The sequence below is a fragment of the Allobosea sp. LC85 genome (assembly GCF_000735605.1).
Lineage (GTDB): Bacteria > Pseudomonadota > Alphaproteobacteria > Rhizobiales > Beijerinckiaceae > Allobosea.
On sequence record NZ_JPKG01000027.1, the window covers coordinates 64,922 to 88,963 of the forward strand.

Consider the following 24,042-nt stretch of genomic DNA (forward strand, 5'->3'; position numbering starts at 1 on the left):
CCGTTCTGAACCTCCAGCGGGGCTGGGTATGACCAAAGATAACGGCAGCGGAGAACGCATGGTCTGGTCTGAACTGGCCGGGCAGATGGTCGCGATCTCGTCGCCGGAATGGTGCCACGAGCGCGATGTCGACTATCTTCTGTGGCTGCCCTCGCTGGAACGGGGCCGGGTGCTGCGTGGATATCCTCCGGAGATCGCCGAGCGCCTTTGTGCCGACATCGAACGCTTGCGGGACATCAGGAAGCGCCGCTGAGCGTCGGGCATCGCGAAGCGGCGGATCACCCCCGGGTGACCCGGCGCACTTGACCGTTCAGGGCTTGACGATCCACTCATGGGCCGGATCGTTGGCGAATTTCCAGACCCGCTTCGGGCCCGCCATCACGTTGAGATAATAAAGCTCATAGCCGTGCGGTGCTGCGACCGGATGGTAGCCCCTGGGCACCAGCACGACATCGCCGTCCTCGGCGCAGAGCGTCTCGTCGAGCGAGCGGTCGTCGGTGTAAACGCGCTGCAGCGCAAAGCCCTGGGGCGGCGAGAGCCGGTGGTAATAGGTCTCTTCCAGCAGCGATTCCTGCGGCAGCCGGTCCTGGTCGTGCTTGTGCGGCGGATAGCTCGACCAGTTGCCCGAGGGCGTGATCACCTCGACGACGAGCAGCCCGTCGGCGGGCTCGGTCTCGGGCAGGATATTGCGGACATGGCGGGTATTCGTGCCGCTGCCGCGCGTCATGCAGCCGACATCGCGAGGCGCGATCACCCGCGGTGCCGAACCTGGTTTTCCCGGTGCCGAGCAGATTGCCAGTTCGCAGGGGCCTTGCGCCGTCAGGGCAAAGCGCAACCCGGCCGGCACGTAGAGCGACCAGGGTTCGGGTTCGAACGGCGAGGATCGCCCGCCAATAACGCCGAAATCGGTGCCCGCGGCCATGGCTGTGACCTTCCCCGACAGCAGGACGACGCAAACCTCCCGGTCGCCGGTTTCCCGTGCGAGCGCCTGGCCGTCCGCGAGCCGGTAGACCTCGAAGCCGACATGGCCCCAGCCAGCCGATTTCGGGGTGACGTGATGGATGCGGCCGTCCTGATCAGGGGCGGATGGTTTGACGAGCAGCTTCGACATGGCGCATCCGGACCTCAGACGAGTCCGGCCTCCTTCAGGCTTTGCTTGAGATGGGCGACGCCCTTCTTGGCATAGGTCAGCGGATGGGCCTTTTCCGGATCCTGCTCGGCTTCGACCACGACCCAGCCGGAATAGCCCGGCAATGCGCGGAATACGGCGGGATAATCGACCATCCCGTCGCCCGGCACGGTATAGATGCCGAGATCGCTGCCCTTGCCGAGCACGGCGTCAAGGAAGCTCCAGCCTTCGGCTGCGGCCTGCGTCATGACATGCGGGCGCACGTCCTTGGCGTGGACATGGCTGATCCGGTCGCGATAGCGCGCGGCGAGCGTCGCAGGGTCCGCGCCACCCCAGGTGGCATGGCCGGTGTCGAGCAGGAGATGCACGGCCGGGCCCGTCGCCGCCATGAAGGCGTCGATGTCGGCTTCGCTCTGCACGATCGTGCCCATGTGGTGATGATAGACCAGCCGGACGCCTTCGCTCAGCGTGCGTTCGGCAACCTGCGTGATCCGGCGGCCGAACTCGGCCCAGTCCTGCGCGCTCATCACGGGGCGCTGCGAGAGCGGCTTTGAGCGGTCGCCATGGATCGCATTCGAGGTCTCGGCGAAGACCAGCACGGTCGAGCCCATGGCCTTGAGCAGATCGAGATGCGGCCGGAGATGGCGCATCTCCTCGTCGGCGCCGCGCTGGAGAAGCTCCGCCGAGTACCAGCCCGAGATGCAGTCCATGCCGAAGGGGGCGAGTGCCGCCTTCAGGGCCGCCGGCTGGCGTGGAAACTTGTGACCAAGCTCCATGCCGGTGAAGCCGGCTTCGCGCGCCTCGGCGAGGCAGGTTTCGAGCGGTGTCGCGCCGCCGATCTCCTGGAGATCGTCATTCGACCAGCCAATCGGGTTGGCACCAATGCGGATGGGCATGGAAAAGCGTCCTTCGGGATCAGGGGCGTGACTTCAGCGCGGTCTCATAGCGCTCGCGCGCCTGTCGGACTTCGGCGCGCGCGGAGGTTGCCGGTACGGCGACATCCCACCAATGGCCGCCGGCATCGGTCGAGGCGAGCGGGTCGGTATCGATCACCACGACGCTGGTCCGCGCATGCGCGCGAGCGGCACGCAGCGCTTCGTCCAGTTCGGAGAGGCTGCCGGCCTTCGTGGCAATGGCGCCGAGCGAGGCGGCATGCCCGGCAAAATCGATTGCCGGCAGCGTTTCGTGGCGGGTGTCGCGCAGCAGATTGTTGAAGGAAGCGCCGCCCGTCGCATTCTGCAGCCGGTTGATGCAGCCGTAACCGTGATTATCGAGCAGGACGATCGTCAGTTTCAGGCCCAGCATCACCGAGGTCGCGATCTCGGAGTTCATCATCAGATAGGAGCCGTCGCCGACCATGACGACGACCTCGCGGGTCGGATCGGCCATCTTGACGCCGAGCCCGCCGGCGATCTCGTAGCCCATGCAGGAATAGCCGTATTCCATGTGGTAGCCACCGGGCGCGCCGGCCTGCCAGAGCTTGTGCAACTCGCCGGGCAGTCCGCCGGCGGCGCAGAGCACGACATCGGACGGTTCGCTCCAGCGCTGCACGGCACCGATCACCTGGGCATCGCTCGGCAGGGGCTGGTTGCCGGGATCGGTGTAGCGCGCGGCGAGGCCAAGCCAGGTCTTGCCCTCGGTTTCCGCCCGCTCCGTCCATGTCGCTGGGGCGCGATGTCCTGTCAGGGCTCCGGCCAGCTCGGAAAGGCCGGCCTGCGCATCGCAGACCAACGGAAGGGCGCGGTGCTTGCCGGCATCGAAGGCTTGCGTGTTCAGCCCGATGATCCGGCAGGCCGGGTTGGCGAAGAGCGCCCAGGAGCCGGTGGTGAAATCCTGCAGCCTCGTGCCGACGGCAAGCACGAGATCGGCCTCGCGCGCCAGTGCATTGGCGGCGGCCGTGCCGGTGACGCCGATGGCGCCGAGATTGAGCCTATGGGTCGAGCTCAGGCTGCTCTTGCCGGCCTGCGTCTCCGCGGCGGGGATCCCGTGCGCCTCGCAGAATGCGGCGAGCGCGGCCTCGGCGCCGCTATAGAGCACGCCGCCGCCGGCAACGACGAGTGGCTTCTTCGCGGCCTTGAGCAGTTTGACCGCCTCGGCCAGTTCCTGCTCGTCCGGGCGGGCGCGGCGTGGCGTCCAGAGCCGCTCGGCAAAGAAGCTCTCGGGATAGTCATAGGCTTCGGCCTGCACGTCCTGGCAGAGCGCCAGCGTCACCGGCCCGCATTCGGCCGGATCGGTCAGGACGGCCATCGCCCGCTCGAAAGCCGGCATCAGCTGTTCCGGCCGCGTCAACCGGTCGAAATAGCGCGAGACCGGCCGAAAGCAGTCATTGGCGGAGACCGTGCCGTCGCCGAAATCCTCGATCTGTTGCAGCACGGGGTCGGGCAGGCGCCCGGCGAAGACATCGCCTGGCAGCAGCAGCAGCGGCAGGCGGTTGACATGCGCGACGGCGGCGGCCGTGACCATGTTGGTGGCTCCGGGCCCGATCGAGCTCGTCACCGCCATCATCCGACGCCGGCGCGAAGCCTTGGCGAAGGCGATCGCGGCATGCGCCATCGCCTGCTCGTTATGGGCGCGATAGGTCGGCAGCGCGTCGCGCGCGGCATGCAGGGCTTCTCCGAGCCCGGCGACATTGCCGTGGCCGAAGATGGCCCAGACGCCCGCGAAGATCGGCACGGTCTTGCCGTCGATCACCGTCTTCTGTGCCTGCATGACGCGTGTCAGCGCCTGCGCCATGGTGAGGCGGATCGTACCCATCGGGAGTTCCTCAGCGTTCCTGCCAGGCTGCGACCAGCCGGGCGAAGCGTTCTGCCATCATCGCGGTCGCAGCCTCGTCGTCGAGGCCGCCGGCAAGCCAGCTACGCGCCGCGTCTCCAAAAATAGTCCGGCCGACCGCGAATCCCTTGACCGATGCCGAGCCTTGCGCCGCGCGGAAGGCTTGAGCAACCGTCTCTTCCGGCGCGTCGAGGCCGAGCAGCAATATGCCGCGGCAATAGGGGTCATGGCCGGCGATGACCGCATCGATCTCGCGCCATGCGGCCGGCGAGGGCTGGCCTTCGAGCTTCCACCAGTCCGGCCTGATGCCGATCGCGTAGAGCCGTGTCATCACCCGCGCGACCGTGTCATCCGCGACCGGACCGTGCTTCGAGGCAATGATCTCGACCAGCAATTCCCGCCCGACCTGCCGGCAGGCGAGCGCGACGCGCTTCAGCACCTGCTCCTGCGCGCTCCTGAGAGTCTCGGGGTCATCCGGGTGGTAGAAACACAGGCATTTGGCGACATGGCCGACCGGCCACTCGGCCAGGGTGGCGCCGAGCGAACCCGTCGCGTCGGTCTCCAGCGCGAGCGGTCGCGAGCCGGCGAGTTCCAGGGGGCGGGCGATCCAGAAGTCGTGATCCGCAGCCCGGAACAGCGCTTCGCGGCCATGGGTGCCGTCGACCAGCATGCCGAAGCCAGGGCGTCCGTCGGCGACACGGGCTGCCGCCTTCACCGCAAGCGTCTTGAAATGGGCGATCCGCTCATGCGGCACGCCCGCCGCGTCGGCCATCTCCTCGAGCTGGGCCCGATGGTCGATGGCGAGCGCCATCACGCCCGCGGGCTGCGGCAGGCGTGTCGTCGCCCAATGCACATGGTTGATCTCGGCGTCGCGGCGCAGCGCCCGGTGGGGCGAGCCATGGGCAAGGAAATATTGCAGTTCGGGGAAGGTCGGGCTTTCCGGTGAGCACAGCAGCCGCGAGACCGCGAAGGCGCCGCAGGCATTGGCGAAGGCGCAGCAGGTTGCGAGCGGCTCGTCGCGCAGCCAGCCGCGCAGGAAGCCGGACATGAAGGCGTCGCCGGCACCGAGCACGTTATAGACCTCGACCGGGAAGCCAGGCCCCTTGATCCCGTCCTCGAGCGAGGCAGGGATCGCGCCGGGAAACACCACGCAGCCCATCGGCCCACGCTTGCAGACGATCGTCGCGGTGCTCAGGGATCGAATCGTGCGGATGGCTTGAAGCGTATCCTCCGAGCCGCCAGCGGCGTGGAGCTCTTCTTCGGTGCCGACGATCAGGTCGCAATCGGGCAGGATCGCCTGGAGATGTTCGGTCACCGTCTCGGAACGGATATAGCGCTCCTCCCCGGCCTGGTGCCCGGCGAGTCCCCAGAGATTGGGCCGGTAGTCGACATCGAACACGACCTTGCGGCCATGCTTGCGGGCAAGCGCGATCGCCTTCTTCTGCGCCGCGGCCGCGTTGGGAATGGCGAAATGCGTGCCGGTGACGACGATCGCCCTGGCGGAGGCGATGAAGGCCTCGTCGATCTCGCTTTCCTGCAGCGCGGCGTCGGCGCAGTCGGTGCGGTAGAAGATCAGCGGGAAGGTCTTTTCGTCGCGGACCCCGAGGATGACGAGTGCGGTCAGTCGCTTGGGGTCGGTGATCACGCCGCTCGTCTCGACGCCCTCGCGCTCCAGCTGTTCGCGGACGAAGCGGCCCATCTGCTCGTCGCCGACGCGGGTGATCACGGCCGATTTCAGGCCAAGGCGCGCGGTCCCGATCGCGATATTGGTCGGGCAGCCTCCGACCGCCTTGAGGAAGCTGCCCATGTCTTCAAGCCGGCCGCCGATTTGCTGGCCGTAGAGATCGACCGAGGAGCGGCCGATCGTGATGACGTCGAGCTGAGGGGCGACGGGCATGGAGCTTCGGCCTTCCGCACTAACCTGCGAGTTCGGGATCGGCGCTGGCGCCGACGTGTTCGGCGGTAGCGACCGCGAGCGCCATCGCCAGGGTGAAGCTGGCCGCCATCGAGCGGAATGCGCCGAAATCTGCCTCCGCGACATCGAGCCAGAGATCACAGTTCTCGGCGAGCGGACTGAGCGGGCTGTCGGTCAGGGCCAGTACCGGAATGCCGCGCTGATGCGCGGCGGCAGCGATCTCGACCGTGGCCGTCGTATAGGGCGCGCAACTGATCGCCAGAATGGCGTCGCCTGGTCCGGCAAGGGCGGCCTGCTCCAGGCCGAGGCCGCCGACATGGTCGACCAGCACCGCCCTGATGCCGAGCTTGCCGAAGGCATAGGCGAGGTAGGACACCACCGGAAACATGCGTCGCGCGCCGACGAGGACGATGGTTTGCGCCCTGGCAAGCAAGGCAGCGGCCTCTTCCAGCTGGTCGGGCCTGACAGCCGCCCTGAGCTGGGCAAGCGATGCTTCGCTCGCCTGGGTGAAGCCGTCGAGCAGGGCCGCGGCGCCACCCGAGCCTGCGCCCGCCGTCCGCAGGGCGGCCAGGCGATCGCGATGGTCCGCGGCATGCCGGCGCAGCCGCGAACGAAACACCTCCTGGAGTTCGCTGAAGCCGGAATAGTCGAGCGCCTGCGCGAAACGCACCAGCGTCGAGGCCTGCACGCCGGCCTTCTCCGCGATCTGCGCGGTGGAGCCGAAGGCCATGTCGTCGAGATGGGCAAGTGCGTGATCAGCGACCTGTTTCAGCCGTTTCGGCAGCGATGGCCGCCGTTCGCGCAGCAAGGCGACGAAACGGTCGAATTCCGGCCTGTCCGTGGGCTGAGTCTGCGATCCTGATGACATGTCGGTTCCGGTGAAAGCGCCTTGACTTCAAGCGCTGATCGGCGGAATGTTTATTCCAAAATCAGGCAAAGACAATCCATTCATATCAAAATTTCGCTGGGGAGCGTGGCGTCAGGTGTCAGGGAAGGAAGCATTCGGTCGTGATCTGACCGGCAAGGCCGCTATCGTCACCGGTGGCAGCCAGGGGCTTGGTGAAGCCGTCGCCCGCGAATTCTCTGCGCGCGGAATCGCTTCGTTGCTGCTGACGGGCCGCAATCGCGAGCGCGGCGAGGCGGTTGCCCGCGATCTTCGCAATGCCGGCTGCGATGTTCGCTTCCATGCCGCCGATCTTTCCGATCTCGATCAGGTCAAGTCAATCGTTCCGGCTGCCGAGGCGGCGTTCGGTCGTCTCGACATCCTGGTCAACGCGGCCGGCGACACGGATCGCGGCTCCATCCTCGAGACGACGCCCGAGCTCTATGAGCGCATCATGGCGGTTAATCTGCGTGCGCCCTTCTTCCTGATCCAGGGCGCCGCCGAGCTGATGTGCCGGCTCCGGATCGAGGGCGCCATCGTCAATATCCAGTCGATGTCGGCGCATGGCGGCCAGCCATTCCTGAGCGCCTACAGCGTCTCCAAGGGGGCGCTGGCGACGCTGACCCGCAATGCCGCCTTCGGGCTGCTGCCCCACCGTATCCGGGTCAATGGCCTGAATATCGGCTGGATGGCGACGCCGGGCGAAGATGCGATCATGCGCTTGCGCCATGACGCGCAGGATGGCTGGCTCGATCAGGCTGCGGCGAGCCAGCCCTTCGGCCGCCTGCTCGATCCGCATGAGGTCGCCCGCGCCGTCGCTTATCTGGCCTCGGCCGAATCGGGCCTGATGACAGGCTCGAACATCGATTTCGACCAGACGATTCTTGGAGCGCGGCAGTAACGCTGCCGCAGCCACAGCCTTGACGACAGGACATATGACGATGCGCATGGGATTGCTGGGTGCCGGCCGGATCGGACGCATTCATGGGTTGAATCTTGCGGCGCGCAAGGACGCGACGCTGGTTTCGGTCGCGGACGCTTTTGCGGATGCGGCAGCCTCGCTGGCGGCCGAGACGGGCGCGGCAGTTGCCAGCCTCGACGCGATTCTCGCCGACGAGACGCTCGATGCGGTGCTGATCTGTACGCCGACCGACACCCATGCCGATCTGATCGAAGCCGCTGTCGCCGCAGGCAAGGCGGTGTTCTGCGAGAAGCCGGTCGATCTGGACGCCGCGCGCATCAGGACATGCCTCGAGACCGTCGCCAAGACCGGCAGGCCGCTGATGATCGGCTTCAACCGGCGCTTCGATCCGAGCTTCGCTGCGCTCCAGAACCGCCTGCGGGCGGGCGAAGCGGGCGCGATCGAGATCGTCAGCGTGATCTCGCGCGATCCCTCGCCGCCGCCGGTCGACTATGTCAGACGCTCGGGCGGCCTGTTCCGCGACATGATGATCCATGATTTCGACATGGCCCGCTTCCTCCTGGCCGAAGAGCCGGTCGAGGTCTTCGCGCTCGGTTCGGCGCTGGTCGATCCGGCGATCGGGCAGGCCGGCGATGTCGATACCGCTGCGGTTCTGATGCGCACGGCGTCTGGCAAGATCGCGCAGATCTCGAATTCGCGCCGCGCCAGCTATGGCTATGACCAGCGCATCGAAGTCCATGGCTCGAAGGGCATGCTGCGGGCCGGCAATATCCACGAGACCACGGTCGAGATCGCGACCGGCGCCGGTTTCCGGGCTGACCCGGTGCAGAATTTCTTCCTTGAGCGCTATGCCGCCGCCTATCGCGCCGAACTCGATGCCTTCGTCGCCGCCCTGAAGGGCAAGACGGCGCCGCTGCCCTCCGGAGAGGACGGCCTGAAGGCGCAGATCCTGGCCGATGCCGCGACCGAATCTGCCCGCAGCGGCAAGCCGGTCGCCGTCGATCTCAGGGCGATCTGATCATGACGCCCGCCGATCTCGATCTGCGCCAATATGCCGTGCAGGGCCTCGTCCAGCAGGCCGGGTTCATGGCGCTCGACTATTTCAACAAGAGCGAAAGCCTCGGCGTCACGATGAAGGGCGCCCAGGACTGGCTCACCGTCGCCGACGGCGCGGTCGAGGAGTTCCTGCGGCAGCGGCTTGCCGTGATGTTCCCGCAGGATGCGATCATCGGCGAAGAGGGCGGCGGCGAGGCCTCGGACGCGGTCTGGATCATCGACCCGATCGACGGCACCTCGAATTTCGCCCGTGGCGACCGCAACTGGTGCATCTCGATCGGTTTTCTGCTGAACGGCGTCCCCGAGATCGGCATCCTTGCTGCGCCGGCGCTGGGCGAGATCTATGTCGGGCGCAAGGGGCGGGGCGCGACCCTGAATGGCGAGGCGATCAAGGTGTCGGGGCAGACCGATATCACGCGCGCCTATGTCGAGCTGGGCTGGTCGACGCGGATCCCGGCCGAACGCTATGTCGCGATGATCGGGCGCGGCTACGCCGCAGGCGCCTCGGTCAAGCGCGGTGGCTCCGGTGCGCTCGGGCTGGCCCATGTCGCGAATGGCCGGACGGAGGCCTATGCCGAACTCCATATCAATGCCTGGGATGTTGCGGCCGGTGTCGTGATCGCAGCCGAAGCCGGCGCCTTTGTCAGCGATTTCTTCAGCGGGAACGGCATCGCCAAGGGCAACCCGATCCTGTGCTGCACGCCGGGGCTTCGCCGCGAACTCGAGCAGGTCATCCAGATCGGGAGCGGGCCGGCAAGCGATTGATCTTTGCCGGCAACACGTCACTATCAAGCCAAGAACAAGATCAAGAACGACACGAAACGGGAGGATGACATGCAGGGATTTCAATGGCTCCGGACCGGGGTCCTGGCGGCGCTGGCCAGCGGGGCCGCCTTTGCGGCAGCCCCCGCACAGGCCCAGGGTGCACTCGTCATGTATTGCGGCGTCCAGGAGGAATGGTGCCGCGCCATGTCGACCGCGTTCGAGCGCGATACGGGGATCAAGGTCGCGATGACCCGCAAATCGGCGGGCGAGATCTACGCCCAGCTCAAGGCGGAATCGTCCAATCCGCGGGGCGATATCTGGTGGGGCGGCACGGGTGACCCCCATCTCCAGGCTGCCGAGGAAGGGCTGACCCTCGAATATGAATCGCCCGTCAACAAGGACCTTCACGACTGGGCGCTGTCGCAGTGGAAGGCGGCACAGAAGCGCTCCGTCGGCATTTACGCCGGCGCTCTCGGCTTCGGCTTCAACACCCAGCAGATCAAGCAGAAGGGCCTGAGCGAGCCGAAATGCTGGGCCGATCTGCTCGACCCGAAGCTCAAGGACGACGTCCAGGTCGCCGATCCGAACTCGTCGGGAACGGCCTATAACCTGCTCGCGACCGTGGTCCAGCTGATGGGTGAGGAGAAGGGCTTCGACTATCTCAAGAAGCTGCACAAGAACGTCAGCCAGTACACCAAGTCGGGCGCTGCCCCGGCCAAGGCCGCGAGCCTCGGCGAAACCGCGGTCGGCATCGTCTTCATCCACGACGCGGTCGTCTTCGCGGTCCAGGGCGATCCGATCAAGGCGGTCGCGCCTTGCGAGGGCACCGGCTACGAGATCGGCTCGATGTCGATCATCAAGGGCGCACGCAATCTCGACAGCGCCAGGAAGTTCTATGACTGGGCCCTGACCCCGGCGGCGCAGGCGCTGGCAGCTCCGGCGAAGTCCTATCAGGTCCCTTCCAACAAGAACTCCACGGTGCCTCCGCAGGCGCCGAAGATGTCCGAGATGAAGATGATCGACTACGACTTCGTCAAATACGGCTCCTCCGCCGAGCGGACCAGGCTGCTGACGAAGTGGGACAAGGAGGTCAAGGCGCTGCCGAAATAAGTCACCGTCCAGCGCCCTGAAGAGATCCCCTGCGATGCGTCCTGCGACACGGCTCGTCCTGCTGCTCGGCTGGCTCGGCTATGCGGTCATTCCCTGGTACCTGCCCGACGGCGTCAGCCTGAGCCAGTTCGGCTGGCTCGCGGGCTACCCGTTCGGCAAGGCCGGCACGGCGCTCGCGCTGGGCCTGTCCGGCACGGCCCCCTGGCTGCTGCCGGTTGGCCTGGCGTTGCTGGCCGTGACGCTGCTGGTCGGCCGCAGCGAGAGTGCTGCGGTCGGCAGGACGCTGATCTGGGCGGGGCTGATCGGCATGGTCCTGTTCTTCGCGCAGGGCTTTGCCATCACGCTGCAGGGCCAGGGCATCCCCTGGCTCGCCGCGCTGCTCGGCGGCAGCGGCGCGGCTCAGGGCGGCATGGGCTTCGGCGCCTTCCTGACGGTGCTCTCGCTCCTGCTCCTGCTCTGTCACGGGCTCGCCTATCGCGGCTTCTGCCGGGGCGACATCTTCACCACCAGCTCGATCGGCATCATCGTCCTGCTGATCGGGCTCTTCATCTTCTTCCCCGTGGCGACGATCCTGCAAAGCGCGCTTGTCGATCAGGCCGGCGCCTTCGCGCCCGGTATCTTCGTCGCGCGCCTCCTCGATTCCTCGATCTGGGGGCTTGGCTGCGTCACCGCGAACACCAATTGCGGCGTCGCCTGGAACACGCTGATCCTTGCCGTGCTGACCGGCGTCATCACGACCCTGCTCGGACTTGCCTGCGCGCTGCTCGTGCTGCGGACGCGCATGCCGGGCAAGCGCCTGATGCGCGCGCTCACCGTGTTGCCGATCATCACACCCCCCTTCGTCATCGGTCTCGCGCTGATCCTGCTCTTCGGCCGCTCCGGCGTGGTCTCCGGACTGCTCTATGACTGGTTTTCGATCCCGCGCTCGCGCTGGATCTACGGGTTGCCCGGCGTGCTGCTGGCCCAGGTCCTGGCCTTTGCGCCGATCGCGTTCCTCGTCCTGATCGGGGTCGTGCAGGGCATCAGCCCCAGCCTGGAGGAAGCCTCGCAGACGCTCGGCGCCAAGCGCTGGGCGACGTTCCGCACGGTGACATGGCCGCTGCTCAAGCCCGGCCTCGCCAATGCCTTCCTGCTCGGCTTCGTCGAGAGCATGGCCGATTTCGGCAATCCCCTGGTGCTCGGCGGCAATTTCGAGGTGCTTTCGACGAAGATCTTCTTCGCCGTGGTCGGCGCCGCCCACAATCAGGGGCAGGCGGCGGTGCTGGCGATCGTGCTTCTCGTCTTCACGCTCGGCGCTTTCTGGGTGCAGCAGCGCTGGCTCGGCGGCAAATCCTATACGACCGTCACCGGCAAGGGCGATTCCGGCTTGCCGGCAAAACTGCCGAAGCCGGTCATCATCATCTCCGCGCTGGTGATCGTGCCCTGGGTGGCGCTGACCTTCGTGATCTACGTGATCATCCTGATGGGCGGCTTCGTGAAGACCATGGGCCGCGACCACACCCCGACGCTGGAGCATTATCGCACCGGCTTCGCCATCGATTTCAGCCGTGGCTTGTTCTTCGAGGGCGCGGCCTGGGATTCGCTGTTCACGACGCTGAAGGTTGCGGCGATCTCGGCCCCGCTGACGGCACTGCTCGGCCTGCTCACCGCCTATTTGCTGATGCGGCAGCAGTTCCGCGGCCGCCACGTGCTCGAATTCACCACCATGCTGAGCTTTGCCATCCCCGGCACGGTGCTCGGCGTCGCCTATATCCTCGCCTTCAACGTGCCACCGGTCGAGATCACCGGGACCGGGTTGATCCTGATCATCGCCTTCGTCTTCCGGAACATGCCCGTCGGTGTCCGTTCCGGCATCGCCGGCTTGTCGCAGATCGACAAGAGCCTCGACGAGGCTTCGATCACCTTGCGGGCGCGCAGCTTCACCACGCTCTGGCGCGTGGTGCTGCCCTTGCTGCGCCCTGCGCTCGTCTCCGCGCTGGTCTACAGCTTCGTGCGCAGCATCACCTCGGTCAGCGCCGTGATCTTCCTGGTCTCCGCGGAGTACAATCTGGCGACGGCCTATATCGTCGGGCGCGTCGAGGCCGGCGAGTTCGGGCTCGCCATTGCCTATTCCTCGGTCCTGATCGTGGTCATGGCCGTCGGCATCAGCCTGATCCAGCTCGGCGTCGGCGAGCGCAAGCTCGGGCGGCGCAGTGTGATCCCGCTCGCCACATCCGCCGCACAGCCAGTCAAGTAAGGAGCAGCACCTCTCATGGCCAAGGCGGGACCTGCCTCAGTCGAATTCCGCAATGTCAGCATGCGCTATGGCGCGGTGACTGCCGTCGACAATATCAGCTTCACGATCGAGCCGGGAAAGCTGGTGACCCTGCTCGGCCCCTCAGGCTGCGGCAAGACCACGACCTTGCGCATGATCGCGGGACTGGAGATTGCCAGCGAGGGCCAGGTGCTGATCGGCGGCAAGGATGTCACGCGGCTTTCGGCCGCTGACCGCGACGTCAGCATGGTCTTCCAGTCCTATGCCCTGTTTCCGCATATGAGTGTGCTGGAGAATGCCGCCTACGGGCCGCTGGTGAAGGGATTGCCGAAGGCTGAGGCGCAGGACATGGCGCTGGCCAAGCTCGCCCTCGTCGGCCTCAAGGGCTTCGAGAAGCGCTACCCCTCGGAGCTCTCGGGCGGCCAGCAGCAACGCGTCGCCGTGGCGCGCGCGCTGGTGCTCGAGCCGCAGGTCCTGCTCTTCGACGAGCCGCTGTCGAACCTCGACGCCAAGCTGCGCCGCAAGGTGCGCGAGGAGATTCGCGAGCTGCAGCAGAGCCTCAATCTGACGGTCGCCTATGTCACCCATGATCAGGAGGAGGCGCTCGCTGTCTCGGACCGCATCATCGTGATGTCGAATGCCCGCATCGCGCAGGAGGGCTCGCCCCGCGAGCTCTATGAAGAGCCGGCCAATGCCTTCGTCGCTGACTTCATCGGTGATGCCAACATGGTCGAGGTCACGATCGCTGACGTTTCCGAAGGCATCGCCGATGTGATGATCGGCACGGCAAAGGTGAAATTGCCGGCGCGCGGTCTGGTGGCCGGACCGGCGAGGGCGGCGATCCGGCCCGAAAGCCTGTTGATGGGGCCTGCCTCCGGGCCGGGTCTGCGCGGCACCGTCCGCAAATGCGCCTATCTCGGCAACCACCTTGACCTGATGATCGAGACCGAGGTCGGCGAGCTCTTCGTCGTCCAGCCGGGCGGGCGCGATCTGCTGCCTTATGGCAGCGAGGTCGGGCTCTCCTTTGCAACCTCGGGCGTCACGCTCATTCCCCAGAGCTGACCAGCCAGCGCTCGGCTCCGGTCGCTCCGGCCGCAGCGTGGTCCGCGGCAGGATCGGTGCCATCCCCTCAGGTGGAGCAAGACGATGCAGGGCGCGCGTGGATCGCGCGCTATCGCAGCCTCACAGATGCCTGAGCCACTCCGCGGCCGCTTCCGCGGGCGGCCGCTCGATATTGAAGGCACCGACGAAACCGCCCTTCTTGTCCATGAGATAGACGAGCGCGGTATGGTCCATCGTGTAGTCGCTATCCTTGAGCGGCACCTTCTTGGAATAGGCACGATAGGCCTTGATCGTGGCGTCGATGGCCGCGCGGTCGCCGGTCAGGCCGACGATGCGCGGGTCGAAGCTGCCAATATAGCTCTTCAGCACCTCGGGTGTGTCGCGCTCCGGGTCGACGCTGATGAACAGCGCGCGCAGCCTTTCGCCCTTGGGGCCGGCGGCGCGCAGGACCTCGGAAATCTCGAAGAGCTTGGTCGGGCAGATATCCGGGCAATGGGTAAAGCCGAAGAAGACGAGGAAGGGGGCGCCGCGCAGGTCGGCGTCGGTCAGCTGCTTGCCCTCAGCGGTCGTCAGCGCGAAGGGGCCGCCGACACTGGAGGTGGCGCCCTGGCCCTGGCGCGCCGGGCTGAAGGTCAGGATTGCAGCCGCCGCCAGGGCGAGCGCGCCGGCCAGGAAGACGACGAGAGGCAGGATGAGGCGACGGTTCACGGGATCCTCGGAGAAGTCGGACGGCGCAAGGCGCGCCTCAGAAACAGGCAACGATGGCGGCGATGAGGCCGTCGGTGAAGAGCCGGTCGCCCTCGCGCCACCAGAGCAGCAGCCCGGTCAGCAGCAGCGCAAAAGCGCCGCCGCCGAGCAGCCATAACCCGGTCCGCGAAGCCTGAGCCTCGTGCTCGGCGCCTGTCTGATCCGATTGCGTCATGGCCGCGAGCATAGCCGCGCATGGGCGAGGCCGGAAGCGGCAACCGTGACGCAGGGGAGTGACACGATGGCGAAGCGAAGCTCGATTCGTATCTCAAAAATCGTTGTCGACGCTCTCAGGATCTTGGGGTGACGAAAAGCGAGATCGACGCTGGTGATCCAAGCGCTCATTGGCAATGGCTCGCCGAGGGCGTTCGGACGTCGATAAGATCCTTTACTGACAACGAGCCGCGCTTCGTTAGGCTAGGCGATCTCGCAAACCGCCGTGCTCATTATGGTACGAGCCATTTGGGTCAGCCATGGAGACTCGGCCCTGAGTTGTCCGAAAGGTTATGGAGAACGCGGCCTTTTGTCGGCAGCCTCAAGCTGCGCGGAAACTCCGTCAAAGCTGATCTTTAGAAGCTCCCGAAGAAAGGGCATTATTGCCTCGTCCGGCTTGATTAGCTGGAGCAAACTCTGCCGCTTCCTCACATGAAAAAACGTCCCTGGGCGTCCTGACGCCGGCACGTCCTCTCGTTCCACTAGAAGCTCGTGCTTCTTCATCAGTTCACTCAGAACGGGCCAATCCGGATCATCCAATATGCGCCTTGCATTTCGATCATCTCCGTCCTTGATCCAGAATGGCTTATAGCGGGCAATCCGCTGCAGCAGGTTGAAGAGCGGAAAACGGCCTAACACGCGGTCGATGTCAGCAGGATCGACGGGCCCCAACGCCAGGCTATACTGGCGCCTGAGCCATTTTTCTATTTCCTCCCTGACGGTGATCATACGGTCAGGTAAGTCCAATCGGGAAGGGCGCGGCATGGGGTCTGAAGGGATAAAAGTGCCATCGGCAATAATTGTACCGATATAGCATTCCGAGTTGAATTCCATGTTACGAAGATCAGCCTCGCGGGCATACAGCTGAGCTATCGATACAGAATCCAAAACAATGTTTGATATCGTTTCAGCGGTATATACCTCGTCAAGACTTACGAATTTCAGAACAGGAGTATAACTTGGGCTTGCAACGCATGCGGACGCGATCACGAGCGCTCCTAGGTTTCTCCGCGCTCGATCATAATCCGGAATCTCATCGATTAGTCGGATCGCATTCTGAATAAAGACTTCCATCTCGCTTGGATTGCGTGACCGGGCAACCGAGCAAAAATTCTCAAGAAAGTCTGTTCCATAAATATTCCGCCGAATGAATTTCGGGACCTCGCCATTGACAATTGATTCAAATGTCACGTGAGACAGGAAATAGTTAGAAATCTGCTCATGGCTAAATCTCCGAAATCCCCGCCGCTCATCAACAGTCAAGAACGCGAGAACGCCGGCTCTGTTCTTTAAGATGCTAATAACACTTTCCGGAACCATCTCCGGAGCGACCATCTCAGCAATCCAAGCCACGGATTCAGATGCGATGGCGTCCGTTTGATTCTCAGCGAGATCGCGAGCGATTTCCTCCATCATTCGCCACACAAAACGCTCTCTTTGCTCTCGCGTAGTTACAGCTTCGACATCCCTTCCGAACTTTCCGGCCTCCCGGACAACAGCAGAACGGACAATGAATGAAAGGAGATCGTCGATCTCACCACGAGCTAACTGCTCAGCTACCGCACCGCCTGCCAATTCGGACAGAAAAAAAGGACGCAGAGCGTAAGAGTTATTTTCAAACAGCGGCTTGGAAACTTCCGAATCCAAGATTGATTGTGTCCAGCCGGAGGACCTCAACCATTCGCGTGCAACCTCCGGATCGACCGGATTTAGTGTGAAGGAATCAACAGCGTCCCTGCCTGGATCAATTCCCGTTAGCGCCGACAGTAGTCTGTCCCTGCCAATGAACGTCTCTCTGCCCGACAGGATGATGGTGCCGGATCCCCGACAATCTTTAATTAGCTCGTTTACCTGGGCCCAAGCCAGCTCATATCCGTTAGGATCGCCCAATTCATCGAAGCCATCTATCGCGAGAGAAACCAATCCATTTCGAACGAGCGCTGGGACCTGGTCATACGTGACGGTGGAGCGTAGCGTCTGCAAACTAAACGCCATCAAATCCGACAGATTTTGTAGCATACGACCGCGGCTTTCCACGTGGAGAACCACAGGGCGTTGCGTGCGCCTGTAATTCTCGGCACGATTCCGGCATAGTGATCGAATCACGGAAGTCTTACCGATGCCGGCTGGGCCGTCGATCAAAACAATATTGGTTCTCGAAACGTCTGCAAATGCGGTAGATGACATGTGGTCGTCTAATACATTTACGTTGCCTCTTTTGTGATTTGTCGACAATGTGCCAATCAGCTCGATGCTGGTTTGGCTGAAATTTTGCTTTAGCCGGAGAAGTTGTGCATCTGCCCACCGTCCGATGTCGGCGAATTTGGGTGAGGCAAGTAGGGCTCTGAGATTCCTATGCCTGCTAGTTCTGCCAGCTTCCCGCTCTTCAACGGCCCCATCGGATGAGAAAATTAGCTCCAGATCGCTGGCATCGCGGCTCATTCGGACAATGAATGAGCCACCGCTTTCTCTGATAACCGGAGCTTCTGTTCCCAGATCAGCGAACGGGGATAGATCATTCAAAAGCCTGTCTGCAGAGTATCTCATGGCGAAATCCAAAGATTATCGAGATTCAAAAACGGGGTTCCTCCCCGAGTCCTAACCAATATTATACGACCGTCTGAATTTGTACGAATGCTCTCAGCAACAAATATCGGCGGCACGAGATCATCGTCTTCTCCGAAGACTATTAACCATCGCGAACGATCACTGAATGCCTCATATACGACATCGCTCGCGATAGCAGTGTCAACCATCTTTTCTTCAAAGTCGGAATCGCCTCGTGACGCTCTCCTTAGTGTATTTGGCAGATGGCAACTCAATCTTTGATGCAATCTTATATTCCTGGCAAAAATTAAAGCGTCTCCGAATTGAACAATGGGGCGGATAAGTACATTTGGTTTCCGCGACATGTATGACAATTCATAGTCGCTGGTCGAATTTATAATAGCTTTCTTTCGATCAGTTACTTCAAATCCTTTATGCCATCCGTGATAGAGACGAAGTGTGACATCATAGCGCGTAGCTGATGACTGCGAATTGAGTACTCGACCAATCGTTCTGGCAACGTAATCCAGGGTATGTGCCGCGATTTGCCGCTCATCGGCATGACGCGGAGGCTTTGACGCATGAATCTGAGAGTTCCAATCGATGAATGCAGTGACAGAGGCAATGCTGGCAATAGACATCTAAGTGCTCGATCAGCGTGGCAATCAGCTAGAATCAGGCGAAGGCTACATGAAGTCCTTAGCGTCCGCACCAGCTATGCGGCGATCTTGATGGTTCTGCGCTTCGCGGCGCAGCCGGAGTCCGCAAGACGACCGTCGGTCTCTCCGGATGAGTGAAGTGGGTTGCGCTGTCTCGCCATCATGCTGTTCAGCGAAGTTGATGTTGCATAGCCGAATCCAGAGTGATGGGAAGTGTCGCGCAATTCAAAAATTGTTCAACAAGAGTTGGACCATTGAAAACTTACATCTTTTTTGTTTCAAAAGATTGTTTCATAATGCTTGGATGATTTACGGATATGCGCGCGTATCAACTGATGGCCAGACTCTCGAAGGCCAGATAGAACGCATTAAGTTCGCTGGCGTTCAGAAGATATTCTGTGGGAAGGCGAGCGCAGCTACGATGGATCGACCGGAGCTGACAAAACTGCTGACATCGATCGGCGATGGTGACGTGCTGATCGTGGCCCGCTTGGATCGCTTGGCACGATCAACCCGGGACCTATTGCTTATTCTGGACGAACTGGGAAAGCGAGCCGCCGGCTTTCGATCTCTCGCTGATACATGGGCTGATACGACGACCCCGCACGGCCGGCTCGTCACAACTATGATGGCGGGCTTTGCAGAATTTGAACGGTCGCTGATCCTGGCCCGAACCCACGAAGGTCGAGCAAGGGCTAAGGCGCGGGGTGTCAAGTTAGGTCGCCCCTATTGCTTGACTCCGCATCAGCGTCAGGAAGCTCGCTCTCGGAAAGCGGTTGGCGAGCCGGTTCGAGATATTGCGCGCAGCTACAATGTAAGTCCCAGCACCATCTCGAGACTGTAGAGCGGGTCACGAATCCGGAAGCGCGGCATGGGAGCCACGAAAGGCTTCCGCCTGCTTTCGACCGGATCCCCTCAATTCGCAAGGCTTTCCGATTTTGCCCTATGCCGGGCCTTGCCGAATGGACGCGGTCTCGGCAGCGAGATCCTCCCCGGTCGATCGAAGCCGCTATACGGCCCTTCCGACAACTTGCAGGCGGTGAGCGGCTATAAGAGGATCGGGCAAAGCCTCGCTACTTTTTCTCAAGGCTCCATTCACAAGAATCAGTTGGAGGGTTTGTGTTGCATACGTTGCAGCCGTCAATAGGACCTGTGCCTGCCGAGCAGACTCCCCAGACAAGTTTGGGCGCCGTCGAAATAACCCTCGAGCCGGTGCCATACATGACGTCGCTCTTCGGCCCGCACGTGTATCTCCTAGAGCAGGCTACATTCGCCTGGGCAAACTGACTGTCAGCTGACCAAATTCCCTCTGCCGCCCGAGCAGACGGCGCAATTAGATACGAAGCCAACGCGTATATAGAGATTACGGCAACAGTAGAATACGTCATCACTTAAGACTCCGGTTTAAAGAGCGAACGGAAAACGGTTAGGTATTAGATAAAACACGATTAATTTTGATGAGTTAATCTCGGGATTTTGATTGAAACAAAACGCCGTTGTCTGATCGGATGAAAGATCCGATATAAATCGACGATTGTCCGGCGAATCCATTGCCTTCAAGGTATATATCGAAGCTTTCTCCGTGATCATACAATAATCCGTGAATACCTATATCATGAGTATTGCAAAACATTGAATATATAACAAGTCTGTCAAATGGACCTTTATAATTCTTAATTATGTCCATAGAGTTTTTATCGAATAGCGTAATATTTTTGTCCATCTTAACGTAATCGTGTTCTGAGCGGCATCTTAACGTATAGCTTTCCACGCCCGCAAACTGATCTCTCTGTCGTACAGCCAATCCGGTCATAAGTGTTGGCGTGGATGGATACGCATGGACTGTTTGAGACTCCGCCCCCTCATGGACGAGCCAAACTATTCGTTCTCCGCTGGAACGAGACCGTTCAATCGGAAACCGGTGATTAGGGAGGTCCATAGACCTAAACTCGACAAATGGGTTGAGTAAACCTTTATAAAATACCTCGATGTCGTCTTGTCCTAGTTTTAGCGTAAATATGTTATATTCGAAATTAATCTTATTCAGCGCAAATGGGTAGTACATACTATTCTTTGTGTGCTCAAACAGCCTCCGCTCTAGAGCGTCGCTGATTAACGAAATATTCTGAGCAATATATGTGTCGATATCAACGGCGTTCTTAGATTCAGGAGCGAGTTCATGAATTATAGCTGATAGATTCGTTTTGTTTATGTAAAGACCTCCGATAAGTTGTGAGGCAACGAGCCTATCGACTGAGCAATTCAGATGTATATCAACGCCATTAGACAAAAAGCACTTCGCAGCAGCTGCTTTTAAAGAAATGTCTTCTTCGTACAAGCGGCGGTCGATCGAAAAATCGGAAAATAAATCCTTGCCACAAAGAACCGTCCTAATTAAACTGACAGAATGAGTGCGCATAAATGAGCAACTAGCCGCAATATAATCTAGTAAGATAAAGTCACTGTTAATTTCATCTGCCTTGAACGTTGACAGCACGTCGTTGGATCGATCCGAGACAAAATTCGCGATTGAAGGCAATCTTCTATGCAGCGCGCGAGCACCCTGAGCGAAGCTGATATTGCGTCTGAAGTCTGTTACAGCAAGGCCGAAATCGACATATTTTTCCAATGCAATTGCATTGGGAAGAAATTTATGGATTGGGACAAAGGAAATACTCTCGGGCCGTCCGGGATCGCTCTCGCGACCTTTTGCAAGTTCTCCTATAAAGCTCCATATCTTTTCAAACGACGTAATCGAAGTGGGTAATTGTTTAATAGCATCTCCTACGCCAATCGTTCCATTCTTCGCTTCGATACTGAATTCAGCAGTTATACTTTGTATCGTTTTATTATTCTCAAACTCCTTGAAAATTTCATTCGTGCCACCCACCGCCAGGGAATAGTCGCCATAGACTTTCGAATTGAACTCACCAGCGGTTGATGCGGCCCACTTTCTCTCAAATTTCTTTTTTGTTTCTCTGGAATTAAAGTTAACATTAACACGAGCTATAATACGTATTCCTAACTCCTCCTCGACCGCAACGAAATATCCACATTTCTGGAAGAATTCTCCTAACCCTATATTAAAGGCGTTCTCACCAATCGCATTTTTTGTACCGATTGATGCTATGTTCAAGCCAGAAAACACTATCCATTCCGCCACCATACTGACAGCGGTTTCAGAGGTTTTTAGTGATTCTTCTTTTGCTGAGGCTGTCGAGAATTTGCCCTTGCCTGATGCAATCCCGTATTTCGCTGATGATTGTACGTCCAGGGTTTTGATCAATTTCGTTAAGGACCTAGACTGAAATTCTTCGCTTACGAGTGTTGCCTTGAAGCGTGATAATTGAGAATTTGACGGAATAATTGTCGTTTGAAAGCAGGAAGGCTTCCCGTCGCCATTTTCAATATCGTAGCCGTCGCCGATTCTGTATCTACGGAGATCAATGCCATCATCTCCCCTCAGTACAATTGACTGTGCCAAAGCATCAAATCCGAAAATTCCGATAACTAAACCTAATGTCACCAAGATCTTGCAGAAGCGAAAAATTTGATGATGCATGGAATCGCCCCCCGCGGATGAGAACTACGTCGAATGCATGGGCAGATTAAACTAATTCAAGGCATCGAGTGGCGTCGTCATTATTATCAACGCTCTTCGCGGGAAACGCTGCCGCTGTTTCCTCGCGGGCTTATTAAGCAGTACTTTACGCCTTGCGAAGCCTTATGCAAGCCTGCATCTACTTGATGCGGCCACTCAAATCTGTTCAGCCATGAATGGTGGTCCAGCACGCCGGAACATGACCTTAGTTCGGATTGAAATTCGACCTCCGAGCGTTCACCAACAAGCTCGCTCGCATCAGCTGGAGCGTGCTGCGCCACGGCCGGTCCTTCGACGCCCAAATGGAGGTCGTCGCCATCCAGCGACCTCCCAAGGAATCCGCGCCGGAGCAGGCAGGAAACGGATCAATTTGCACATGCTGAGCCGGGTGGCCCTTTTGGCCCATGATCGGCCGATCCGTAAATGAGGCAAAGGTGCGCGCGTACTCCCGCCAAGGACAGCACGCGAGCCGATCAGTACGCTGAATACATATGCGTGACTTCGTTAGCCCCGCCAAATCCGTTGTGAAACGCAGCCTGTCCATACTAATGGGCCAACTCTGCCCATTAGATAGCAATCTTCACTTGTCTCAGATGGGTCACCCATAACGGAAGTCCAGACGACGGCCGGGGCGCGTCACGCTCATCCCTGACCATTGCGGCTCCGATGGAATGACCCCTTGAAGCTACGGCGCGCACCGCTGAAATGTTTCTCCTGTCGCCGACTTGAGGTTGTTGCCGACAAGCGTGAAACGATCACTGATTGGTTCGAAGCCTGCCTCTTCGGCGGAGCAGGAACCGCGAATTGAAAGAGTTTGCCCCAATGGTCGCCGCAACCCGACGGTGATCACTCTGTATGAGCTCGCTCAGGCGATGGACGCGGAGATTTGCGAATTTCTCCGCCCGAGCTCCGAGTCTGAGAGCCAAGCTCACTCTGCCAAATGAGTATGACGACTGTAGCTATCTTGTAGCTACTTGACCCTCGGCTTGACGGTCGGAGGGTCTAACCCATTGAAATATTGGAGCGGGCGATCGGGATCGAACCGACGACATTCAGCTTGGGAAGCTGACGTTCTACCACTGAACTACGCCCGCATGCGCTCGCAGCGACCGCAGATCAACGGCGAGGACACGAATCTCATAGCGGCTTCCGGCGCAGGTGTCATCCGGCAATCGCGAGGGATGTGGGCGCAGGTTCGCTCAGTCGCGAAAATGCTTCGAGAGCTTGAGCGCCTGGCCCTGGTAGTTCGATTTCAGATCGGCACCGTAGAGGGCGTCCGGCCGTGCTGCCATGTGCTCATAGACCAGCCGGCCGACGATCTGGCCGTCCTCGATGATGAAGGGCACGTCGCGCGAGCGGACCTCGAGAACGGCACGCGCGCCCTTGCCGCCGGCGCCGCCATGGCCGAAGCCAGGATCGAAGAAGCCGGCATAGTGGACGCGAAACTCGCCGACGAGCGCATCGAATGGCGTCATCTCGACGGCGTAGTCCGGAGGCACATGCACCGCCTCCTTCGAGGCCAGGATATAGAACTGGTCCGGATCGAGGATCAGGGAGCGGGAGGCGTCGGCCTGGATCGGCTCCCAGAAATCGGCGACGCGATAGGCACCGACCCGGTCGACATCGACGAGCGCGGTATGGCGCTTGCCGCGATAGCCCACGAGACCGTCGAAGCCGGCGAGATCGACACTGACGGCGACGCCGCTCTGGAACGAGGGAGTGGCTGCGCTGACCAGCGTCTCGCGCTCGTGCAATTCGCCCAGGGTGCGGTCGTCGAGCCGGGCCTCGCCGGCGCGGAAACGGATTTGCGAGAGCCGCGAGCCGGAGCGCACCAGAACTGGGAAGGTGCGTGGCGAGATCTCGATGAAGAGCGGGCCCTCATAGCCTTCCTCGACCAGATCGAATTCGCGCGCCCGGTCGGTGATGACGCGGGTGAAGACGTCGAGCCGTCCCGTCGAACTCTTCGGGTTGGCGGCGGCGCGCAGGCCCTGGGGCAGCGCCAGCCCTTCCATCAGCTCCGCGACATAGACGCAGCCGGTCTCGAGCACAGCGCCCCTGGTCAGGTCGATCTCATGCAGGGCGAGCTGGTCGAGCCGCCGTACGACGGTCGATCCCGGGCCGGGCAGAAAGCTGGCGCGGACGCGATAGGCCTTGTCGCCGAGCCTGAGGTCGAGGCTGGCAGGCTGGATCTGGCCCTCCGCGGGCGGCCGCGCGAGCTTGATCACGCCCTCTTCGATGAAGGCGCGGATGCGACTGTCGGGCTGGATGCCGGGCAGGAAGGGCAGCATGAGCGTCGGACCTGTTCAGCCTGAGCTAGCGAAGCCGGGCGCAAAGGCCAGGCGGGCGCAGTCCTATCGCCCGTTTCCGGGGCGGTTGTCCATGCGAGAATCACTCTGACCGGTGCTGC

19 protein-coding genes and 1 tRNA gene are annotated in these 24,042 nt (G+C 61.2%); 8 read left to right on the forward strand and 12 right to left on the reverse strand.

The window, feature by feature from the left end:
- Positions 1–58 precede the first annotated feature (58 nt).
- The gene (locus FG93_RS12500) at positions 59–253 is read left to right on the forward strand and encodes a hypothetical protein (RefSeq protein WP_152579414.1); all 195 of its coding nucleotides are present in this window, start codon (positions 59–61) and stop codon (positions 251–253) included.
- A 57-nt stretch (positions 254–310) separates the two neighbouring features.
- Here FG93_RS12500 and iolB read toward each other — a convergent pair whose 3' ends face one another.
- Genes iolB through FG93_RS12525 form a run of 5 tightly spaced genes read right to left on the reverse strand, consistent with a single transcriptional unit; the run spans position 311 to position 6,684 of the window.
- The gene (iolB, locus tag FG93_RS12505; RefSeq protein WP_043234855.1) at positions 311–1,111 is read right to left on the reverse strand and encodes a 5-deoxy-glucuronate isomerase; all 801 of its coding nucleotides are present in this window, start codon (positions 1,109–1,111) and stop codon (positions 311–313) included.
- 14 nt (positions 1,112–1,125) lie between these two features.
- The gene (iolE, locus tag FG93_RS12510; protein WP_043234857.1) at positions 1,126–2,025 is read right to left on the reverse strand and encodes a myo-inosose-2 dehydratase; all 900 of its coding nucleotides are present in this window, start codon (positions 2,023–2,025) and stop codon (positions 1,126–1,128) included.
- A 19-nt stretch (positions 2,026–2,044) separates the two neighbouring features.
- A complete protein-coding gene (gene iolD / locus FG93_RS12515) occupies positions 2,045–3,883 on the reverse strand; it encodes a 3D-(3,5/4)-trihydroxycyclohexane-1,2-dione acylhydrolase (decyclizing) (RefSeq protein ID WP_043234859.1) in 1,839 nt (612 codons plus the stop codon).
- Between the two features lie 10 nt (positions 3,884–3,893).
- Positions 3,894–5,798 carry a 5-dehydro-2-deoxygluconokinase gene (gene iolC, locus FG93_RS12520; RefSeq protein ID WP_043234860.1) on the reverse strand — a complete coding sequence of 635 codons (1,905 nt, stop codon included), beginning with the start codon at positions 5,796–5,798 and terminating at the stop codon, positions 3,894–3,896.
- Between the two features lie 19 nt (positions 5,799–5,817).
- Positions 5,818–6,684, reverse strand: a complete 867-nt coding sequence (locus FG93_RS12525; protein ID WP_052513689.1) for a MurR/RpiR family transcriptional regulator — start codon at positions 6,682–6,684, stop codon at positions 5,818–5,820.
- Positions 6,685–6,799: 115 nt separating this feature from the next.
- Here FG93_RS12525 and FG93_RS12530 point away from each other — a divergent pair, with 115 nt between their 5' ends.
- The 6 genes from FG93_RS12530 to FG93_RS12555 all read left to right on the forward strand — a co-directional run bounded on the left by FG93_RS12530 (position 6,800) and on the right by FG93_RS12555 (position 13,868).
- Positions 6,800–7,600: an SDR family oxidoreductase gene (locus FG93_RS12530; protein ID WP_052513690.1), complete on the forward strand. Its 801-nt coding sequence runs from the start codon at positions 6,800–6,802 to the stop codon at positions 7,598–7,600.
- 34 nt (positions 7,601–7,634) lie between these two features.
- A complete protein-coding gene (gene iolG / locus FG93_RS12535) occupies positions 7,635–8,639 on the forward strand; it encodes an inositol 2-dehydrogenase (RefSeq protein ID WP_244448596.1) in 1,005 nt (334 codons plus the stop codon).
- 2 nt (positions 8,640–8,641) lie between these two features.
- Positions 8,642–9,442 carry an inositol monophosphatase gene (locus FG93_RS12540; protein ID WP_052513691.1) on the forward strand — a complete coding sequence of 267 codons (801 nt, stop codon included), beginning with the start codon at positions 8,642–8,644 and terminating at the stop codon, positions 9,440–9,442.
- 69 nt (positions 9,443–9,511) lie between these two features.
- Positions 9,512–10,552, forward strand: a complete 1,041-nt coding sequence (locus tag FG93_RS12545; protein ID WP_052513729.1) for an ABC transporter substrate-binding protein — start codon at positions 9,512–9,514, stop codon at positions 10,550–10,552.
- Positions 10,553–10,586: 34 nt separating this feature from the next.
- On the forward strand, positions 10,587–12,788 hold the full coding sequence (locus tag FG93_RS12550) for an iron ABC transporter permease (RefSeq protein ID WP_043234861.1): 2,202 nt from the start codon (positions 10,587–10,589) through the stop codon (positions 12,786–12,788).
- A 15-nt stretch (positions 12,789–12,803) separates the two neighbouring features.
- On the forward strand, positions 12,804–13,868 hold the full coding sequence (locus FG93_RS12555; protein WP_043234862.1) for an ABC transporter ATP-binding protein: 1,065 nt from the start codon (positions 12,804–12,806) through the stop codon (positions 13,866–13,868).
- Positions 13,869–13,988: 120 nt separating this feature from the next.
- Here FG93_RS12555 and FG93_RS12560 read toward each other — a convergent pair whose 3' ends face one another.
- From FG93_RS12560 to FG93_RS32375, 4 genes are all read right to left on the reverse strand, one after another.
- Positions 13,989–14,576, reverse strand: coding sequence for an SCO family protein (locus FG93_RS12560; protein WP_043234864.1), 588 nt, complete (start codon positions 14,574–14,576; stop codon positions 13,989–13,991).
- Between the two features lie 37 nt (positions 14,577–14,613).
- On the reverse strand, positions 14,614–14,790 hold the full coding sequence (locus tag FG93_RS32870) for a hypothetical protein (protein ID WP_161783814.1): 177 nt from the start codon (positions 14,788–14,790) through the stop codon (positions 14,614–14,616).
- 329 nt (positions 14,791–15,119) lie between these two features.
- Positions 15,120–17,375, reverse strand: coding sequence for a hypothetical protein (locus tag FG93_RS12570; RefSeq protein ID WP_152579415.1), 2,256 nt, complete (start codon positions 17,373–17,375; stop codon positions 15,120–15,122).
- Positions 17,372–18,016, reverse strand: coding sequence for a hypothetical protein (locus FG93_RS32375; protein ID WP_152579416.1), 645 nt, complete (start codon positions 18,014–18,016; stop codon positions 17,372–17,374). Before FG93_RS32375 ends, FG93_RS12570 begins: the two co-directional genes overlap by 4 nt.
- 250 nt (positions 18,017–18,266) lie before the next feature.
- On the opposite strand from FG93_RS32375, the gene FG93_RS31195 reads away from it, so the two are divergent.
- Positions 18,267–18,878, forward strand: coding sequence for a recombinase family protein (locus FG93_RS31195; protein WP_244448597.1), 612 nt, complete (start codon positions 18,267–18,269; stop codon positions 18,876–18,878).
- A 618-nt stretch (positions 18,879–19,496) separates the two neighbouring features.
- Here the strand turns inward: FG93_RS31195 and FG93_RS32380 are convergent.
- From FG93_RS32380 to FG93_RS12580, 3 genes are all read right to left on the reverse strand, one after another.
- Positions 19,497–21,596, reverse strand: a complete 2,100-nt coding sequence (locus FG93_RS32380; protein WP_152579417.1) for a hypothetical protein — start codon at positions 21,594–21,596, stop codon at positions 19,497–19,499.
- A 1,058-nt stretch (positions 21,597–22,654) separates the two neighbouring features.
- Positions 22,655–22,729: transfer RNA gene (locus FG93_RS12575), tRNA-Gly, on the reverse strand.
- Between the two features lie 105 nt (positions 22,730–22,834).
- Positions 22,835–23,923: a 2'-deoxycytidine 5'-triphosphate deaminase gene (locus FG93_RS12580; protein WP_043234867.1), complete on the reverse strand. Its 1,089-nt coding sequence runs from the start codon at positions 23,921–23,923 to the stop codon at positions 22,835–22,837.
- Positions 23,924–24,042 lie beyond the last annotated feature (119 nt).

Coding starts and splice junctions, on each gene's coding strand:
- FG93_RS12500 (WP_152579414.1), top strand. CDS start 59: ATGGTCTGGTCTGAACTGGCCGGGCAGATGGTCGCGATCTCGTCGCCG.
- iolB (WP_043234855.1), bottom strand. CDS start 1,111: ATGTCGAAGCTGCTCGTCAAACCATCCGCCCCTGATCAGGACGGCCGC.
- iolE (WP_043234857.1), bottom strand. CDS start 2,025: ATGCCCATCCGCATTGGTGCCAACCCGATTGGCTGGTCGAATGACGAT.
- iolD (WP_043234859.1), bottom strand. CDS start 3,883: ATGGGTACGATCCGCCTCACCATGGCGCAGGCGCTGACACGCGTCATG.
- iolC (WP_043234860.1), bottom strand. CDS start 5,798: ATGCCCGTCGCCCCTCAGCTCGACGTCATCACGATCGGCCGCTCCTCG.
- FG93_RS12525 (WP_052513689.1), bottom strand. CDS start 6,684: ATGTCATCAGGATCGCAGACTCAGCCCACGGACAGGCCGGAATTCGAC.
- iolG (WP_244448596.1), top strand. CDS start 7,635: ATGACGATGCGCATGGGATTGCTGGGTGCCGGCCGGATCGGACGCATT.
- FG93_RS12540 (WP_052513691.1), top strand. CDS start 8,642: ATGACGCCCGCCGATCTCGATCTGCGCCAATATGCCGTGCAGGGCCTC.
- FG93_RS12545 (WP_052513729.1), top strand. CDS start 9,512: ATGCAGGGATTTCAATGGCTCCGGACCGGGGTCCTGGCGGCGCTGGCC.
- FG93_RS12550 (WP_043234861.1), top strand. CDS start 10,587: ATGCGTCCTGCGACACGGCTCGTCCTGCTGCTCGGCTGGCTCGGCTAT.
- FG93_RS12555 (WP_043234862.1), top strand. CDS start 12,804: ATGGCCAAGGCGGGACCTGCCTCAGTCGAATTCCGCAATGTCAGCATG.
- FG93_RS32870 (WP_161783814.1), bottom strand. CDS start 14,790: ATGACGCAATCGGATCAGACAGGCGCCGAGCACGAGGCTCAGGCTTCG.
- FG93_RS12570 (WP_152579415.1), bottom strand. CDS start 17,375: ATGAGATACTCTGCAGACAGGCTTTTGAATGATCTATCCCCGTTCGCT.
- FG93_RS32375 (WP_152579416.1), bottom strand. CDS start 18,016: ATGTCTATTGCCAGCATTGCCTCTGTCACTGCATTCATCGATTGGAAC.
- FG93_RS32380 (WP_152579417.1), bottom strand. CDS start 21,596: ATGCATCATCAAATTTTTCGCTTCTGCAAGATCTTGGTGACATTAGGT.
- FG93_RS12580 (WP_043234867.1), bottom strand. CDS start 23,923: ATGCTGCCCTTCCTGCCCGGCATCCAGCCCGACAGTCGCATCCGCGCC.